This window comes from Streptomyces gardneri (assembly GCF_006539185.1).
Taxonomy (GTDB): domain Bacteria; phylum Actinomycetota; class Actinomycetes; order Streptomycetales; family Streptomycetaceae; genus Streptomyces; species Streptomyces gardneri.
In genome coordinates this window covers 1-15,483 of sequence record NZ_BJMN01000035.1, presented here as the reverse complement: position 1 = coordinate 15,483, position 15,483 = coordinate 1, and the positions used below count along the sequence as shown (strand labels likewise).

The following is a 15,483-nucleotide window of genomic DNA, read 5'->3' as shown; positions in this document are numbered from 1 at the left end:
GGTTCACGTGGTGCTCGTTCCTGTGGTGCTCGTTCGTTTCGTGGGGGAGACCGCGGGGGAGACCGCGGGTGCGGTGCGGGCTTCGGGGAACTGCGCGGCGACCTGCGCCGCGTAGGTGTCGAGGCCCTCGGCGGTGCCGCCCGGCAGACCCGTGAGCCCGGGCAGCAGATCGCCGAAGGCGTTGACCTCGCCCACCGCGAAGCGGCGCCAGCCGGTGGCCGGAAGCAGGTCGACGCCCACGCACCGGGTGCCGGGGAAGGCGGCGGCGGCCCGCTCGCACACGCCGAGCGCGTCCTCCCACCGCCCGCCCGCCGAGCCGATCGCGGCCCGGGCGGCGGCCAGGTCGCCCCGGGCGCCCCCCAGGTGCAGATTGGTCATCGGGGAGCGGCTGGTACGCACGACGGCATGGGTGGCCCGACCGTCGATCACCACCACCCGCAGGTCGGCGGCCCGGCCGTCCTGCGTGGCCTTCGGCAGCCAGCGCTCGACGTGCAGCCCGTCGGGGGCGAGCGCGTCCACGATCGCGGCGACCTCCCGCTCGCCCGTGTAGCGCCGTACCCGCAGGGAGTTGAAGAGGCGCCCGTCCGGGCCGCGCTCCACCGAGGTCGTCGCCTGGATCCTGCCCGCGCCGTTCGTCTCCACCGCGAGCACTCCCGAGGCGGAGGAGCCGTGCGCGAGCTTCACGAACACCCGCCGGAGACCGGCCGCGTCGAGCAGCGACCGGAGGTCCGCCCAGCCGCCCACGGCCGGGGCGGCGGGCCCCGAGGTCGGCGACTCGGGCACCGGCACACCGGCCGCCCGCAGCCGGCCGTGGCTCAGCCGCTTGTCGAAGAGGACCGCCAGCTCGCGGGGGTCGTCGACGAGCGCGGCTCCCGCGTCCCCGACGGTCTGCGCGAGTCCCGCGACGGCGGCGGTGAACCGGGCGTACCAGCGACCGGAGCCCTCGACCCGGGCCGGGTCGTCGACCCCGCGCAGCAGCCGGTCGGCCTCCGGGTCCTCGCCGGGCGAGTCCAGCCGCACGGTCTCGCCGGCGGTGAACCGCGCCCGGCCGCACAGGACGTCCGGCCAGGACACCACCCGCGCCCCGGGCAGCCCGGCGGCCCGCAGCGCGTCCTGGAAGAACGCGACGCGGCGGCCCGCCGGATCACCGACGACGACAAGGCGCGGGCGGTCGGTCATTCGGCTACCGCGACGTACCGGTAGACCTCGCCGTCACCGTCGTCGTCCGGCTCCTGGGCGTCGTCGAGGACGACCGTCACGCCGTGCGGGACGAGCGCGGCGCGCACCCGCTCGCTCATCGCCTCCGACAGGTAGTGGTGGGAGAGGTCGAGGTGGGTGAGGTGGGTCAGCGGCTGCCCGTCGAGCAGGGCGGCCGCGCCCTCGTCCGTGAGCACGCCCATGGAGAGGTCGAGCCGCTCGATCCGGGCGACGACCGGGGCACCGGCCACGGCCGCGGCGATCGCGTCCTGGATGACGCTGTTGCACAGGCCCAGGCGGCGCAGGGCGGGGAAGCCCGTCCCGGCGAGCAGCGGCGCCAGGTCCTCGGTGGTCGCGTCGCCGCCGTACTCGTCGGTTCCGAGCCAGAGTTCGAGGTTCTCCAGGGCGGGCAGCTCGCTGCCGACGATCCCGCGTACGACCGCGGCGGGCAGGCCGCCCGTCTCGACCGCCAGGGTCTCCAGACCCTCGTGCCGGATCGGGGGGAAGAGCAGGTCGGTGCCCCCGCGCACCCCGAACTCCCGCAGCGCCGGGTAGGCGGCGAGCAGCGGCGTCACATCGGACTGCACGATCCACGAGATCTCGCAGTCCTCACCCGTCATGTCCCCGAGGAACACCGCCCGCAGGCCCGTGAGCCGGTCGCGGGCGGCGACCAGCGCCGCGACGACGAAGGCGGACGAGGTCTCGTACGGCTCGTCCCAGCCCCCGACGACCAGCGCGCGCACCCGCTCCGCGTCGACCGTCTTGAGGAACCGCTCGAAGAGCGGCTCCCAGTGCTCGTCCCCGGGGTCGCTGTACGTCGGGGCGGAGATCCGCCAGGCGACCGCTTCCGCGTCGGGCAGCCCGGTGGACGCGGTCGTGCCCTCGTCGGGGTCTGCGAGCACGCCCGGGAAGTCGAACACGGGAAGGCCGTGGAACTCGTGCTGGTATTTCCCGATGGTCATGACAGTGCTCCAGACAACGGATGACGTTGAGTCGGCTGATGCCAAGAGTTGTACCAAGCGGCACCGACAACGCCCTTCGCCGGGGCCGCTCCACCGGGCCAGGGGCGATTGTCAGACCCTGCCCCTAGCGTCGTTCTCGTGTTCGGCCGATCGATGCCGAACGGGGAGGGGAGAGCCATGTACCGGCAGGGAGACGTGCTGATCGCGCCCGTCGACGAGACGGCCGTACCGGCCCGGGCGAAGGCCGCGGCGGGGGAGCCGAGAGACGCCAGGGGCCGCCTGGTCCTCGCCCTCGGCGAGGTGACCGGACATGCCCACGCGATTCCGGGGCCCGGCCGACTCGTGCGGGAGCCGGGGCCCTTCGGCCCGCTGCTCCTCGAACTGCCCGAGGGCGGCCGGGTGGTGCACGAGGAACACGCTCCGATCCCGCTGCCCAAGGGCTGGTACCGGGTGGTGCGCCAGCGGGAGTACGTGCCCGGCGCCTACCGGATCGTCGCGGACTGACCGAGAGAGAGACCTGGGGGACACCGACATGAACCACACCACCGCACAGGACAAGTGGCGGGCCGTCGCCGCGGCCACCGGACCGGCCGACCGCGCCGCCGCCGAGGCCGGGGTCCGGCTCGCCTACCGCACGGCGGGGCTCGCCGAGCCCGGACGCGTGCTCTGGGCGGACTCGCCGCTCGCGGCCGTCGCGCTCGTCAGAGGGCTCACGGACCCGGGCCGTTCGGTACGGGACGAGGTGCGCACCCGGCCCTGGGCCGAGGAGCGGCGACGCCTCCACGACGCGCTCGGCCCCGCCGGCTGGGCGGCGCACTGGCAGGCGACCGGCGCGGGCCTCTGGGACCTCACGCGGGCGCTCGCCGAGCGGATCCGGGCCGGGGTGACGGAGGCCGCCACGGTCGACAGAGCCACGGCGGAGGAGACCGCCGCGGGTACGGGGGCCGGCGCGTCCGGGCCGGAGGCGACCGCCGTGCGGCTCGTGCTGCTCGACGCGGTGCTCGGCCAGCACGACGCCGCCTGGCTGGCCGCCTTCGACGGGCGGGGCGAGCGGCTCGCGGGGCTCGCCGCCGTCGCCGAGCACGCGGGCTGGTGGTGGCCCTTCGAGAACGTCGCGGTGGTCTGCGAACGTCCCGTCGAGCTCCACCGGGACGAGGCCGGCCGCCTCGACCGCGGCGACGGACCGGCCCTCGCCTACGCCGACGGCTTCGCCCTCCACGCCTGGCGGGGCATGCCGGTCGCCGCCGACTTCCTGGCCGGTCTCGCCGACCTCACCCCCGAGCGGATACGGGCGGAGGAGAACGCCGAACTGCGGCGCGTGATGCTGGAGTACTACGGCTACGACCGCTACCTCGCGGTGTCCGGCGCCCGGCACGAGCACCGCGACGAGACGGGCGTCCTGTGGCGCGTCGAACTCGCCGACGACGAGGACGTGGTGATGGTCGAGGTGGTCAACTCCACGCCCGAACCGGACGGCAGCCACCGCACGTACTGGCTGCGGGTGCCGCCCTCGACCCGGACCGCCCGGGAGGGCGTGGCCTGGACCTTCGGACTCGCCGCCGAGGCGTACGAGCCGCTCGTCCAGACCTGAGCGGGCACGGGGCCAGGGCACGGCTGGTACGGAGAGGTGAAGGGCGCGGCCGGTCAGGAGTGGCGTGCGGGAGGCGGCGGTGTCGGGTGCTGGGATGTGCCCGCCGGAGCCCCGGCACCCACCCCCGAAGGGACCGCCTGTGACGACCAGCCAGCCCCGGACCGCCTGCACTTCCACGACCGCCCATGCCCCGACGACCGCCCGCACCTCCACCGCTCGTCCCTCGACGACCGCCCGTGCCTCGACGACCGCCCGCGCCGCCCGTCTGTTCGCCGCCACCGCCGTGCTCGGCGGGCTGCTCGTCGGTACGGCCGGCCCCGCCCTGGCCGCCGCGCCCGAGCGGACCGCCCTCCGCACCACCGCCCAGGAGGCCGCGCCCGCCACCGTGAGTGTCACCGGGAGCGGCCGGGCGGCCGCCGCACCGGATCTGGCGATCCTGTCCGTCGGGGTCGAGGCGACCCGTAAGACGGCGAAGGAGGCCATGGCCGCGCAGAGCACCGCTGCCAAGGCCCTGCTGGAGGTGGTGCGCAAGGAGGGGATCGCCGACCGGGACATCCGGACCGACAGCCTCTCGCTGTCTCCGGTGTACACGCAGAACACGCAGGGGGAGAGCAAGGTGACCGGGTACCAGGCCGGTCAGTCCTTCTCCGTGAAGGTCCGCGACCTCGACAGGACCGGGCAGGTCATCGGCGCGGTCAACGACGCCACGGGGGACGCGGGCCGGACCAACGGCGTCGTCTTCGACGTCGCCGACCCCTCGGCGCTGCGGGTGAAGGCGCGTGAGGCCGCCTTCCAGGACGCGTACGAGAAGGCCTCGCAGCACGCGCGGCTCAGCGGACACCGACTCGGCCGGCTGGTCTCGCTCAGCGAGGGCGACTCGGTACGCCCCGGCCACGGCGCCGTCCCCTCGATGCCCGCGGACGAGCCGGGTGTCCCGCTGGCTCCCGGCGAGATCGAGGAGCAGGTCACCGTCTCGGCGGTCTTCGAGCTGGTCTGAGGCTAGGAGCCGGGCGGTCCCGCCGCCCCGTCCTGGCCGTTCTCCCCGGTTCCCCCGTTCGCCTCGTCCTCGTCGTCCTCGCCGTTCTCCTCGTGTGGACCGGCCGCGCCCGGCGCGGCCGCGAGGGCGCCGCCCACCGTCTCCTCGGGCAGGCCGAGTTCCCGGGCGAGGGCGGCGTCCGCCCAGCGCAGCAGCGTGGCGCGCGGGAGGGAGCCGGTGTACGCCGTCGTCTGCACGGCGAGCCCGTCGAGGAACGCGGTGAGCCGCCAGGCCGCCGCGGTCGGGTCGGCACAGCGGAACTCGCCGGCCTCCACCCCCTCCGCGATCACCCGGGCCAGTGCCGCCTTCCACTCCCGGTCCAGCGAGGCGGCGACCTCGCGCAGCCCGGGGTCGCGCAGCGAGGCGGCCCACCCCTCGATCCACAGCCGCCAGCCCTTGGCCTGCCCCGTCGGCGCGTACCAGCGGACGGCTGCGCGCAGTCGGCGTTCCGCCGTGGAGCGCCGGCCGAGCAGTTGGCGCAGGCGGGCGAGGTCGCCCTCGGCCGCATGCGAGAAGGCGGCTGCCACCAGCTGTTCCTTGGTGGAGAAGTGGTAGAGCACCAGGGCGTTGCTCACGCCGAGTGCCGAAGCCACGTCGGAGATCCGGACGGCGGTGACGCCCCGGGCCTCGATCTGGTCGACGGCGGCCCGCAGCAGCTCCTCCCGCCGCTCCGCCACGCTCAACCGCACTCTCGCCACGCGGAGCAGCCTACACAGCACATGACAAAGGCATGATCATCTACGGCCGGGCCGAACACCGGCCGGAGCGCTCAGTACCAGCCGTAGCGCTCGGCGATCACCGGCAGCCGCTCCGCGACCAGCGCGTGCGCCGCCGCGCGGGGGCTCGTGCCGTCCGTCGCGGCCCGGTCGAGCATGCCGCCCACCAGCTCGCGCATGGACCGGCGTACCCGGTCGAAGGCCTGCTCGGCGTCGGCCTCGATGTCACCGAAGAGTGTCCACCACCACCAGGCGTTGGTGCACGAGTTCACGACCACGTCGGGCAGCACGGTCACCCCGCGCGCGGCGAGTGCCTCCTCGGCCTCCGGCAGGACCGGCATGTTGGCCGCCTCTGCGATCCAGCGGGCCGTGATCCTCTCCTGGTTCCCGGCGCCGATCGCGTACGAGACGGCCGCCGGGACCAGGACCTCCGCGTCGACCGCGAGCCAGGCGTCCCGCGGTTCCTTCCGGTCGCCGGGCCGCAGCGCCGCGCGGTCGACCGTGCCGTGGTCGTCGCGCGCGGCGAGCAGTGCCTCGACGTCCAGGCCGTCGGGGTTCACGATCGTGCCCCGGACGTCGGCGACGGCCACCACGCGCAGCCCGGCCCGGGCCAGGAACCGGGCGGTCGCCCCACCCATCGTGCCCATCCCCTGCACCGACACCCGGGTCCCGGCGCGCTCCCGACCGGCCCGGTCGAGGGCGACGAGCACGGACTCCGCCACTCCGAGACCGCCGACGAGGGCGTCGAGCCCGATGCCGTCCACCTCGATCGCGAACGCGTCGGCGAGCCGCTTCCGCGCCGTCGCCTCGTCGTCCAGGAGCGGGTAAACGGCCTGCACGGAGGAGACGAGCCCGGCCTCGGCGGCGGCCCGGTCCACCAGGTCCTGGGTCAGCCCCAGGTCCTCCCCGGTCGTCCAGCACCGCTCGATGTACGGCCGCATGGCGCGCAGGTACCGCACGAGGACGCCGTACGCCTCGGGGGAGCGGGGGTCGCAGTCGATGCCGCCCTTGGCGCCGCCCAGCGGGACGTACCGCGCGGCGGGGTCGTAGTGCAGGGCCTCCTTCATGGTCATGCCGCGGGCGAGCCCGGCGACCTCCGCCGCCGTGCACCCCTCGCGCATCCGCAGACCGCCGCTGGCCACCCCGCGCACCAGCCGGTCGACGACCAGATGGCCCCGGCGGCCGGTCACGTGGTCGGTCCAGTCGACGGACAGGAGCGGGGTGGGGCTCATCGCGGGTCTCCTCGTGCGGGGCTCTTACTGAACAACGATTCAGTATGACCGGTCTCCCCGACCGTACGGGTCGTGGGCCGCCCATAATGGAACGACCCCCCTCAGAGATCAGGAGGTCCAGTGACCGGTACCGGCTCCGACCGTTCCCCACGGGCCCGGCTGCGCGCGCTGCGCCCCGAGGCCTTCGGCGCGGACCCCGCGGGCGAGCGCCTCGCCCGCATCCGCCGCTCGCCCAACTTCGCGGACGGGATCTTCCAGAACCCCGAACCGGCCCGCCGCGGGCCCTCGGGCTCCACCCTGGAGTTCGCCAAGATCTACTTCGAGAAGGAAGGACGCGCGCGCCGAGCCCCCACCGGCACGATCCCCGTCCACCCCACCACCGTCGCGGACCTGGCCAAGGTGCCGGCCACCGGGCTGCGCCTCACCTGGATGGGGCACTCCGGGGTCCTCTCCGAGATCGACGGGCACCGGGTCCTCTTCGACCCCGTCTGGGGAGACCGCTGCTCGCCGTTCCCCTTCGCCGGCCCCAAGCGGCTCCACCCGGTGCCCGCGCCGCTCGCCGCGCTGGGCCCGGTCGACGTCGTCGTGATCTCGCACGACCACTACGACCACCTCGACCTGCCGACGATCAAGGCGCTCGCCACCACCGACACGATCTTCGCGGTGCCGCTCGGCGTCGGCGCGCACCTGGAGCGCTGGGGCGTGGCCCCCTCCCGCCTCCGCGAGCTGGACTGGGACGAGTCCACCGAGATCGGCGAGCTGCGGCTCACGGCCACCCCGGCACGCCACTTCTGCGGCCGGGGCATCCGCAACCGCCAGCACACGCTCTGGGCCTCCTGGGTCGTCCAGGGCCCCGAGCACCGGATCTTCCACAGCGGGGACACCGGCTACTTCTCCGGCTTCAAGGACATCGGCGCGGCGCACGGTCCCTTCGACGCCACGATGATCCAGATCGGCGCCTACTCGGAGTTCTGGGCCGACATCCACATGACGCCAGAGGAAGGCGTTCGGGCCCACCTGGACCTCCAGGGCGGTGCGGCGGCCGGCGTGCTGCTGCCGATCCACTGGGGCACCTTCAACCTCGCCCCGCACCCGTGGGCGGAGCCGGGGGAGTGGACGAAGGACGCGGCCGAGGAGGCCGGCCAGGCGGTGGCGTTCCCCCGGCCCGGCGAGCCGTTCGAGCCCGCGGGGAAGCTGCCCGGCGATCCGTGGTGGGCCTCGGTGTCCCGGCCGATCGCCCACCCGTGGCGCCGCCCCCGTGTCGCCGAGGTCGCGGCCGAGACGCGCAGCGACGATCTCGACCTGGCGGGAGAGCGGTGACGTCGATCGGGACCGGTCCCGCCGTGGCCGTGGCCGTGGCGCGGGACCGCGTGGTCGCGTGCCTCTGACGGGGCGGTCCGGAGAGCGGACGCAGCTGTCACTGAGCGGAACGGGTGAGGCGCGGGCCCTTCCCGACTGGCGGGTGCTCGTCGTCGGGGGCGCGTCGGGGATGGGGAAGACCGGTGTCGGCCGGGCCTTGGCGCGACGTTACGACGTCCCCGTCGTCGAGGTCGACGACATCGTGGAGGCGCTTCTCGCGGTGACCCTGCCCGAGCACCTGCCGGAGGTCCACTTCTGGCGCACTCACCCGGAGGCCGCCGGTCAGGCGCCCGAGTCGGTGGTCGAGCGGCAGATCGCGATCGCCGAGGCGCTGGCGCCGGCGATCGAGGCGGTGGTGGCCAACCATGTGGGCACCGACACCCCGGTGATCCTGGAGGGGGACTACGTCCTGCCGGGACCGGCGACGCCCGGAGGCCCGGTCCGTGCCGTCTTCCTCCACGAGGACGACGAGGCGCAGGTGACGGCCAACTACCTGAGCAGGGAGCCGGACGCCGGACCGCAGCGCCATCGCGCCCGCGTCAGCGTGCTGTACGGCCGGTGGCTCGCCGCGCGGGCCCGGGCGGCCGGCGTGCCGGTCGTCGCTCCCCGTCCCTGGGGGAACCTGGCCTACCGCGTCGCCGAGGTGCTGGGGCCCGCTCGCGGCGAAGCCGCCGGTCGTCGGCACGACGGCGGTCCGGGTCGCGGCCGGGCGGCGGGAGATGATGGGGAGGCAAAGACGGAACACGAGGTCAGGAGCCTCCATGGCGAAGCGGGTTCACCAGCCACGTGAGGACGCGGAGTTCGATTTCATCCTCGGGATGAGCGGATCCCCGGTCCTCGCGTACTTCATCGGGACATGGCCCAAGGCGATCGAGCCCTGTCGGGAGATGGATCTCGTCGTGGGTGGCGTCGCCGACGGGTACGCGGGCCGTCTGGTGGTCGTCCGTACCGACATGACGCGCTGTCCGGCCGCGACCAAGCGATACGGGATCGCCGGTGCGCCGTCCTGCGTCCTGCTGAAGGACGGAGAGGTGGTGGCCCAGGGCGCGGGGCCCCTGACCACCGCCGAGCTCGAGGGGATCCTGGACGGCCACCTCTGAGACCCCGCACCGTTTCCGCCGCCGACGCCCGAGCTCGCCGGTCGGGCTCATCGGGCGCGGGCGGTGTCGTCGCGGGGGCAGGCGTCACGCACCCGGGCCGCGGGGGACGGGGGAGGCGGTCAGTTCGTCGACGAGACGGGCGAACTCGGCGCGTTCCCCGGCGGTCAGTGCGGCGTAGAGGGGGGCCTGCAGCTCGTCGGTGAGCCGTTCGGCGCGTCGCCACAGCGGAATCACCTGCGCGGCGGCGGGTTCCGGCCGCTCCCAGCCGTAGGAGGTCGCCTGCTCCACGCCGAGGTCGACGACCATGGCCGTGCGCGCACTCAACCCGCACATGCGCACCGCCGCCAGGTGGCAGGCGCCGCGATGTTCCCGCAGGACGTGGACGCGCTGCATGGCCGCGCCGACCGGGTCGTTGTCGGGGCAGGGCTGAGCGCGCCAGCCGGCGAACAGGGGCAGCGCGTCGCCGTCCGCGGCCTCGATCAGCCGGTGCGCCAGGTGGTTGAAGTGCTCCACGTCGACGTCGGCGGGAATGTGCGCGCGCCCCCACTGCCGGACGGCACCCGCGTAGCACGCGGCGGCCTCCGCCGCCGGCATCACGGCTCGCCCCGCCCGCCAGCCCGCGGTGACCAGGCCGGGGCCGAGGAACCCCTGGACCGACCGGACCACCTCCTCCGGTGCTTCGCCGAGCACGCCGAACCGGCCGCGGCAGTAGAAGGCGCGGCCCGGGGGGAAGCCGGCGCGCAGACCCACGGCGGCGGTCGCTTCGTCGGACATGAACTCGTCGCCGAAGTCGTGGATGGGGCGGGCGACCGAGGTGACGCAGTCGATGATCTCCATGCGCCGAAGGTCGCCCACCGTGACCCAGCAGGTCAAGAGGATGATTCCTGACGGGACCCTTTAGGTAATCTATCGATTCATGCTGGATGTCCGCCGCCTGAACATGCTCAGGACCGTCGCCGCCCGGGGCTCCATCACCGCGGCCGCCCACTCGCTCGACCTGACCGCCGGGGCCGTGTCCCAGCAGCTGGCCGCACTGCGCAACGACGTGGGCGTCGACCTCCTGCGCCCCGACGGACGCACCGTGACGCTGACCGAGGCCGGCCGGGTCCTCGTCGAACACGCCGACCGGATCCTCGCCGCCGTGCGGGAGGCCGAGAGCGCCGTCGCCGCGGTCAAGGGCAGCGTGGGCACCGCCACGACCCTCGCCGCCCTGCCGTCGACCGTTTCCCGCATCGTGGCCCCCGCGCTGACCGCGCTGGGGGCGCAGCACCCTCTGCTCACCGTGACCTGTCTCGTCACCGACCAGGCGCAGCTACGGGAACTGGCGCTCGGCACCGTCGACGTCGTCCTGGGGCAGCGCTACCACCACCTGCCGGAAGCCACCCCCCAGGGCGTCGAGATCTCGCCGCTGCTCGACGATCCGCTGCTCGTCGTCACGGCGGCGGACCGGATCGGGGAGCGGCCACTCGCCCTGCGGGAACTCGCCACCCACAGCCTCGCCGTGCCACCATCCGGCACGGACTGCGGGCAGGCCGTCCTGCAGGCCTGCCGCCAGGCCGGCTTCGAACCCGCGGCGCGTTACGTCACCGCCGACATCTCCGCCCAGCTCGCCCTCGCGCGCGCCGGCCTCGCCACCGCGCTCGTCCCCCGGACGGCCGTCGACCCGGACGCACCCGGAATCCGCACCGCGTCCATCGAGGATCGCCCGATCGTTCGCCGGCTGTTCGCCGCGACGCGTCGGACCGAGAGCGCGGACCCCACGACGGCCGCCGTCGTCGCCGCACTGCGGACGGCCGCGCGCGGAGTCCGGGACGGTTCCGCTCTCACCGACGGTCACGAGCGGCGTGGTGCCGCAACCGGCGCGAACGCGAATCCGGGTAGCGGACGGATGCCCGGGGAACCCGGCGGCGACGCCGGTCGCGGGGTGCCGGAGGGCGTCCGTACGCCATGACGGCTGTGCGGACGGACGGGTCCGCGCCGCCTCCGGGGGATTCCGGTGGGAGGCCGTTTCCGCAGAGGGCGGGGGTGCGCGAGCGCCTCCGCCCTCTTCCGTTCCTGCCGCTCGCCGGTCCGACGGAACAGAGCCGTCGAGTTTCGGCCAGAGGGTTCTCGGCCTGTCGTGCGAACGGCGATACCAGACCGGGTCGCTCTACGGGTAAGTTTGCCAACTGCGCACCGCACATGAACGGTTGACGACTACAGTGTGTGGTTGGTGATCATCGGTAGGCTCATCCCACCCTCGTAGTACTCCGCGCACGACACCCCCGCACAGCACCCCCGAACGACCCCCTGAACGACTCGTCCGAAGCACTCCGAAGTCCGCCCCCTGTACCCCGCAGTACGCCGATTCCTGGGCACGTACCAAGGACACTCATGTCTCAACTTCGCGCACCCGCCTCGCGGTCCGATCGACGCGAGGGCGGGCGGCACGGCCGGTCGGGCGCCCGCTCCGCCCCCGGCACCCCCGGCACACCCGGCACCCCCCCGGCGTCGCAGACGCCCGCGCCGCTCCCGACGGAAGCCCGCATACGCCCCCAACTCCTGCGCACCTCCGTGCTCCCCGCCGTCGCGGTGGCACTGGGCGGCGCGGCGGCCGTCCTCTTCACCATCCGCTCCACGGGAGCCAGCCCCACGCCCGGCCTCTGGGCCGCGCTGACCGGTGCGGCCGCCCTCACCGTCGCCTCCGTGACCGCCGCGGCGCTCGGCGCCGACCGGGCGGCCAAGGCGGTCCTGGACCGCTGTAACGCCCTGCGCCGCTCCAGCGCCCGCGGCCAGAGCGAACTGCGTACGATCGTCGAACAGTTGCGCAGGGGAGAGGGGCTCCCGCCCCGTCCCGCGCTCTCGTCCGGCCCCGCCGCAGGCGACGAATTCGACCTGCTGTCACAGGAGTTGAACCGCTCGCACGAGGCCGCCGTGGCGGCCGTCGTCCAGGCGTCCCGACTCTCCAGCAGCGTCGGCAACGAACAGAAGGTCGAGGTCTTCGTCAACCTCGCCCGGCGCCTGCAGTCCCTCGTCCACCGCGAGATCCAGCTCCTCGACGAGCTGGAGAACGAGGTCGAGGACCCTGAGCTGCTCAAGGGCCTGTTCCACGTCGACCACCTGGCCACCCGCATCCGCCGGCACGCCGAGAACCTCGCCGTGCTCGGCGGCGCCATCTCCCGCCGCCAGTGGTCGAACCCGGTCACCATGACCGAGGTGCTGCGCTCCTCGATCGCCGAGGTCGAGCAGTACCCGCGCGTGAAGCTCGTACCGCCGATCGACGGTACGCTCCGGGGCCATGCCGTGGCCGACGTCATCCACCTCCTCGCCGAACTCGTCGAGAACGCGACGCTGTTCTCCGCCCCGCACACCACGGTGCTGCTGCGCGCCCAGTACGTCACGGCCGGCCTCGCGATCGAGGTCGAGGACCGCGGCCTGGGCATGCCCGTCACCGAGCAGAACAAGATGAACGCCCTGCTCTCGGACCCCGACCAGGTCAACGTCGCGCATCTGCTCCAGGACGGCCGCATCGGCCTCTTCGTCGTCTCGGCGCTCGCGCGCCGCCACGGCATCGCCGTACGCCTCCAGTCGAACATCTACGGCGGCGTCCAGGCCGTCCTCGTCCTGCCGCAGGGCCTCCTCGGCGCCGACCCCGAGGGCCTGGCACAGCACGAGCGCCAGGCCGCCGCGGCCGTCGGCTCCACGGCGGTCCCGCAGGGCCAGGTGCAGATGCAGCCCCAGCCCCCGTCCCCGCAGGCACAGGCGCCGGAGCCGGTCCACGCCCCCGAGCCGGTCCACGCACCGGCACCGGTCCACGCTCCGACCCCGGTCCAGGTCCCGGCGCACGCCCAGGGCTCCATGCCGATGGCCGCGTCCGCGCCCCGGCCCGCGCCCTCCCCGGAGCGGATCGTCGCCCGTCACGAGGAGGCTCCGTCGGCCGACCCGCTCGCGTACCCCGGTACGAGCACGCACCTGAACGGCCACCTCAACGGCCACGCGGACACCGGTTCCACCCCCTCGATACCGGTGCAGTCGCTCGGCGCCGAGCACCAGGCCCCCCTGCTGCCCCCGGCGCCCGTGGCCTCTCGGTCCGAGCCCTCCGGCCGGCCCGTCCTCCCGAAGCGCCGCGCGCAGGAGCACCTCGTCCCGCAGCTGCGCGACGAGCCCGTGGCCCGCAAGCCCGAGGACCACGCCCTGCACGACCCCGGTCTGATGGCCGCCTTCCAGCGCGGAATCGGCCTTGCCGAATCCCAGCCCGCCCCCCACGAACCGCTGCGTCCAGGCGACGCGCACAAGGAGTAGATGCACCATGGCGAGCAATGTGCCGACCGGCCATTCCTCGGATCTCGACTGGCTGCTGAGCGGACTGGTCCAGCGGGTCCCGTACACCCGCAACGCCGTTCTGCTCTCCTCCGACGGCCTCGTGAAATCCGTCCACGGTCTCGACCCCGACGCCGCCGACCACATGGCGGCCCTGGCCTCCGGCCTGTACTCGCTCGGCCGGAGCGCGGGCGCCCGCTTCGGCGACGGCGGTGAGGTCCGACAGGTGGTCGTGGAGCTCGACTCCACGCTCCTGTTCGTCTCCACCGCCGGTTCGGGCACCTGCCTGGCCGTCCTCGCCGGGCGCGAGGCGGACGCGGCCGTGCTGGGCTACGAGATGGCGATGCTCGTCAAGAGCGTCCGTCCGTACCTGATCACGCCGGCCCGGCAGGCGGCAGGCGCGGCAGGTGGCATCGGCATCGGGCAGTGAACGTGACATCCCATAAGGAAGGGCCCTGGCTCGACGACGCGGCGGGCCGGTTGATCCGGCCGTACACCGTGAGCGGCGGCCGGACCAAGCCCAGCACCACGCTGGACCTGCTCTCGATGGTGATGGCGACCGGCTCGATCCCGCAGGCCCACATGGGCCCCGAGCACAGCCTGGCACTCGGGCTGTGCGACGGGCCCACCTCGGTGGCCGAGATCGCGGCGCACTTACGGCTGCCGGCCGTCGTCACCAAGGTCCTGCTCTCCGACCTCGTGGACTGCGGGGCGCTCACCGCCAGGGCCCCCCGGTTCCACGCCAACCCAACCGACCGTTCCTTGCTGGAGGCAGTGCTCGATGGCCTACGACAACGGCTCTGAGCGCCACGAGAGTTTCGCGACCGACCCCTTCCCCACCGCGCTCAAGATCCTCGTGGCGGGCGGGTTCGGCGTGGGCAAGACGACCTTCGTGGGCGCGGTCAGCGAGATCGAACCGCTCAGCACCGAGGAGCTGCTGACCTCGGTCAGCGCGGCCACCGACAGCCTGGAGGGCGTGGAGTCCAAGACCACGACCACCGTGGCCATGGACTTCGGGCGGATGACGCTCGACGACCGCCATGTGCTGTACCTGTTCGGCACCCCCGGGCAGGAGCGCTTCTGGTTCATGTGGGACGAGCTCTCCGAGGGAGCGCTCGGCGCGGTCGTCCTCGCCGACACCCGCAGGCTCCAGGAGTGTTTCTCCGCCGTGGACTTCTTCGAACGGCGGGGCATCCGGTTCGTCGTGGCGGTCAACGAGTTCGACGGTGCCTACCGCTACGAGCCGGACGAGGTGCGGGCCGCGCTCGACCTCAGGCCGGATGTGCCGGTCGTCGTCTGCGACGCCCGGATCTCCAGCTCCGGCATCCGCACCCTGCTGACCCTCGTCCAGCATCTGATCACCAACATCCCGGCCGCCGTGCCGAGCTTCGGAGCCACGCCATGACCTACGACCCGACCGGTCATCTCCTGCTGACCCCCATCGACAAGGACGCACCCGCGCGGGTGCAGCGGCTGCGTGAACTCGGGCTCGGGGAGCGGCCGGACGCTGCGTTCGACGAGTTCGCCCACCGGCTCGCGGACGTGACCGGGGCGCCGTTCTCGATGGTCAACTTCATCGACGAGAACCGGCAGTTCTTCGCCGGCCTGCACACCCCCGAGGGCACCCACTCGGGCAGTGACCTGGGCGCCGCCGCGGCGAACACCGGTGGCGTCGGCCGCTACATGGCCCGCGACCACGGCTACTGCCCACACGTGGTGGTCCGGCGCAAGGCGCTCGTCCTGGAGGATGTCTGCGACTACCCGCGCTTCGCGGGGAACCCGGTCGTCGACGAGATCGGGATCCGCTCCTACATGGGGGCGCCGCTGATCGACCGCTCCGGCATCGCGCTGGGCACGATCTGCGTGGTCGACACCGACGTCCGGCCGTGGGGGCGCGCCGGTCTGGAGACGATCAAGGCGATGGCGGCGGAGCTGGTGGAGCAGATCCACCGCCGCGAGGACAGCATGTTCTGATCCGTACGGACAGAAGA

17 protein-coding genes are annotated in these 15,483 nt (G+C 73.8%); 12 read left to right on the top strand and 5 right to left on the bottom strand.

The window, feature by feature from the left end:
* Nucleotides 1-3: 3 nt before the first annotated feature.
* Both SGA01_RS25865 and SGA01_RS25860 read right to left on the bottom strand, forming a co-directional pair.
* Nucleotides 4-1,179, bottom strand: a complete 1,176-nt coding sequence (locus SGA01_RS25865) for an STM4014 family protein (RefSeq protein ID WP_174867494.1) — start codon at nucleotides 1,177-1,179, stop codon at nucleotides 4-6.
* Entirely contained in the window at nucleotides 1,176-2,159 is a 984-nt protein-coding gene (locus tag SGA01_RS25860; RefSeq protein ID WP_141298893.1) for an STM4015 family protein, read from the bottom strand. The genes SGA01_RS25865 and SGA01_RS25860 overlap by 4 nt, the downstream gene beginning before the upstream one ends.
* 177 nt (nucleotides 2,160-2,336) lie before the next feature.
* Between SGA01_RS25860 and SGA01_RS25855 the strand changes: the two genes are divergently transcribed.
* The 3 genes from SGA01_RS25855 (at nucleotide 2,337) to SGA01_RS25845 (ending at nucleotide 4,747) form a co-directional block, all read left to right on the top strand.
* Entirely contained in the window at nucleotides 2,337-2,663 is a 327-nt protein-coding gene (locus tag SGA01_RS25855; protein WP_141298891.1) for a DUF8820 family protein, read from the top strand.
* A gap of 28 nt (nucleotides 2,664-2,691) precedes the next feature.
* On the top strand, nucleotides 2,692-3,750 hold the full coding sequence (locus SGA01_RS25850; protein WP_141298889.1) for a DUF6745 domain-containing protein: 1,059 nt from the start codon (nucleotides 2,692-2,694) through the stop codon (nucleotides 3,748-3,750).
* 139 nt (nucleotides 3,751-3,889) lie between these two features.
* Nucleotides 3,890-4,747: an SIMPL domain-containing protein gene (locus SGA01_RS25845; protein ID WP_268257669.1), complete on the top strand. Its 858-nt coding sequence runs from the start codon at nucleotides 3,890-3,892 to the stop codon at nucleotides 4,745-4,747.
* A 2-nt stretch (nucleotides 4,748-4,749) separates the two neighbouring features.
* Here SGA01_RS25845 and SGA01_RS25840 read toward each other — a convergent pair whose 3' ends face one another.
* Nucleotides 4,750-5,484 carry a TetR/AcrR family transcriptional regulator gene (locus SGA01_RS25840; RefSeq protein ID WP_141298887.1) on the bottom strand — a complete coding sequence of 245 codons (735 nt, stop codon included), beginning with the start codon at nucleotides 5,482-5,484 and terminating at the stop codon, nucleotides 4,750-4,752.
* 71 nt (nucleotides 5,485-5,555) lie between these two features.
* Nucleotides 5,556-6,734, bottom strand: a complete 1,179-nt coding sequence (locus SGA01_RS25835; protein ID WP_141298885.1) for a glutamate dehydrogenase — start codon at nucleotides 6,732-6,734, stop codon at nucleotides 5,556-5,558.
* Between the two features lie 120 nt (nucleotides 6,735-6,854).
* On the opposite strand from SGA01_RS25835, the gene SGA01_RS25830 reads away from it, so the two are divergent.
* The 3 genes from SGA01_RS25830 to SGA01_RS25820 all read left to right on the top strand — a co-directional run bounded on the left by SGA01_RS25830 (nucleotide 6,855) and on the right by SGA01_RS25820 (nucleotide 9,193).
* Nucleotides 6,855-8,054, top strand: a complete 1,200-nt coding sequence (locus SGA01_RS25830) for an MBL fold metallo-hydrolase (protein WP_141298883.1) — start codon at nucleotides 6,855-6,857, stop codon at nucleotides 8,052-8,054.
* A gap of 169 nt (nucleotides 8,055-8,223) precedes the next feature.
* Nucleotides 8,224-8,883: a hypothetical protein gene (locus SGA01_RS41180; protein WP_167534178.1), complete on the top strand. Its 660-nt coding sequence runs from the start codon at nucleotides 8,224-8,226 to the stop codon at nucleotides 8,881-8,883.
* The gene (locus SGA01_RS25820; RefSeq protein ID WP_141298879.1) at nucleotides 8,855-9,193 is read left to right on the top strand and encodes a thioredoxin family protein; all 339 of its coding nucleotides are present in this window, start codon (nucleotides 8,855-8,857) and stop codon (nucleotides 9,191-9,193) included. The genes SGA01_RS41180 and SGA01_RS25820 overlap by 29 nt, the downstream gene beginning before the upstream one ends.
* 84 nt (nucleotides 9,194-9,277) lie before the next feature.
* Here the strand turns inward: SGA01_RS25820 and SGA01_RS25815 are convergent, their stop codons facing one another.
* Nucleotides 9,278-10,030, bottom strand: a complete 753-nt coding sequence (locus SGA01_RS25815; RefSeq protein ID WP_141298877.1) for an SCO6745 family protein — start codon at nucleotides 10,028-10,030, stop codon at nucleotides 9,278-9,280.
* 79 nt (nucleotides 10,031-10,109) lie between these two features.
* On the opposite strand from SGA01_RS25815, the gene SGA01_RS25810 reads away from it, so the two are divergent.
* The 6 genes from SGA01_RS25810 to SGA01_RS25785 all read left to right on the top strand — a co-directional run bounded on the left by SGA01_RS25810 (nucleotide 10,110) and on the right by SGA01_RS25785 (nucleotide 15,466).
* Nucleotides 10,110-11,144: a LysR family transcriptional regulator gene (locus tag SGA01_RS25810; protein WP_141298875.1), complete on the top strand. Its 1,035-nt coding sequence runs from the start codon at nucleotides 10,110-10,112 to the stop codon at nucleotides 11,142-11,144.
* 422 nt (nucleotides 11,145-11,566) lie between these two features.
* On the top strand, nucleotides 11,567-13,474 hold the full coding sequence (locus SGA01_RS25805; RefSeq protein WP_141298873.1) for a sensor histidine kinase: 1,908 nt from the start codon (nucleotides 11,567-11,569) through the stop codon (nucleotides 13,472-13,474).
* Nucleotides 13,475-13,481: 7 nt separating this feature from the next.
* Nucleotides 13,482-13,922 (top strand): roadblock/LC7 domain-containing protein, encoded by a 441-nt coding sequence (locus SGA01_RS25800; protein WP_055640421.1) that lies wholly within the window; start codon nucleotides 13,482-13,484, stop codon nucleotides 13,920-13,922.
* Nucleotides 13,919-14,296 carry a DUF742 domain-containing protein gene (locus SGA01_RS25795; RefSeq protein WP_371866153.1) on the top strand — a complete coding sequence of 126 codons (378 nt, stop codon included), beginning with the start codon at nucleotides 13,919-13,921 and terminating at the stop codon, nucleotides 14,294-14,296. Before SGA01_RS25800 ends, SGA01_RS25795 begins: the two co-directional genes overlap by 4 nt.
* Nucleotides 14,274-14,897 (top strand): GTP-binding protein, encoded by a 624-nt coding sequence (locus tag SGA01_RS25790; RefSeq protein WP_055640419.1) that lies wholly within the window; start codon nucleotides 14,274-14,276, stop codon nucleotides 14,895-14,897. The genes SGA01_RS25795 and SGA01_RS25790 overlap by 23 nt, the downstream gene beginning before the upstream one ends.
* Nucleotides 14,894-15,466, top strand: a complete 573-nt coding sequence (locus SGA01_RS25785; protein ID WP_055640418.1) for a GAF domain-containing protein — start codon at nucleotides 14,894-14,896, stop codon at nucleotides 15,464-15,466. Before SGA01_RS25790 ends, SGA01_RS25785 begins: the two co-directional genes overlap by 4 nt.
* The last annotated feature ends 17 nt before the right edge of the window (nucleotides 15,467-15,483 follow it).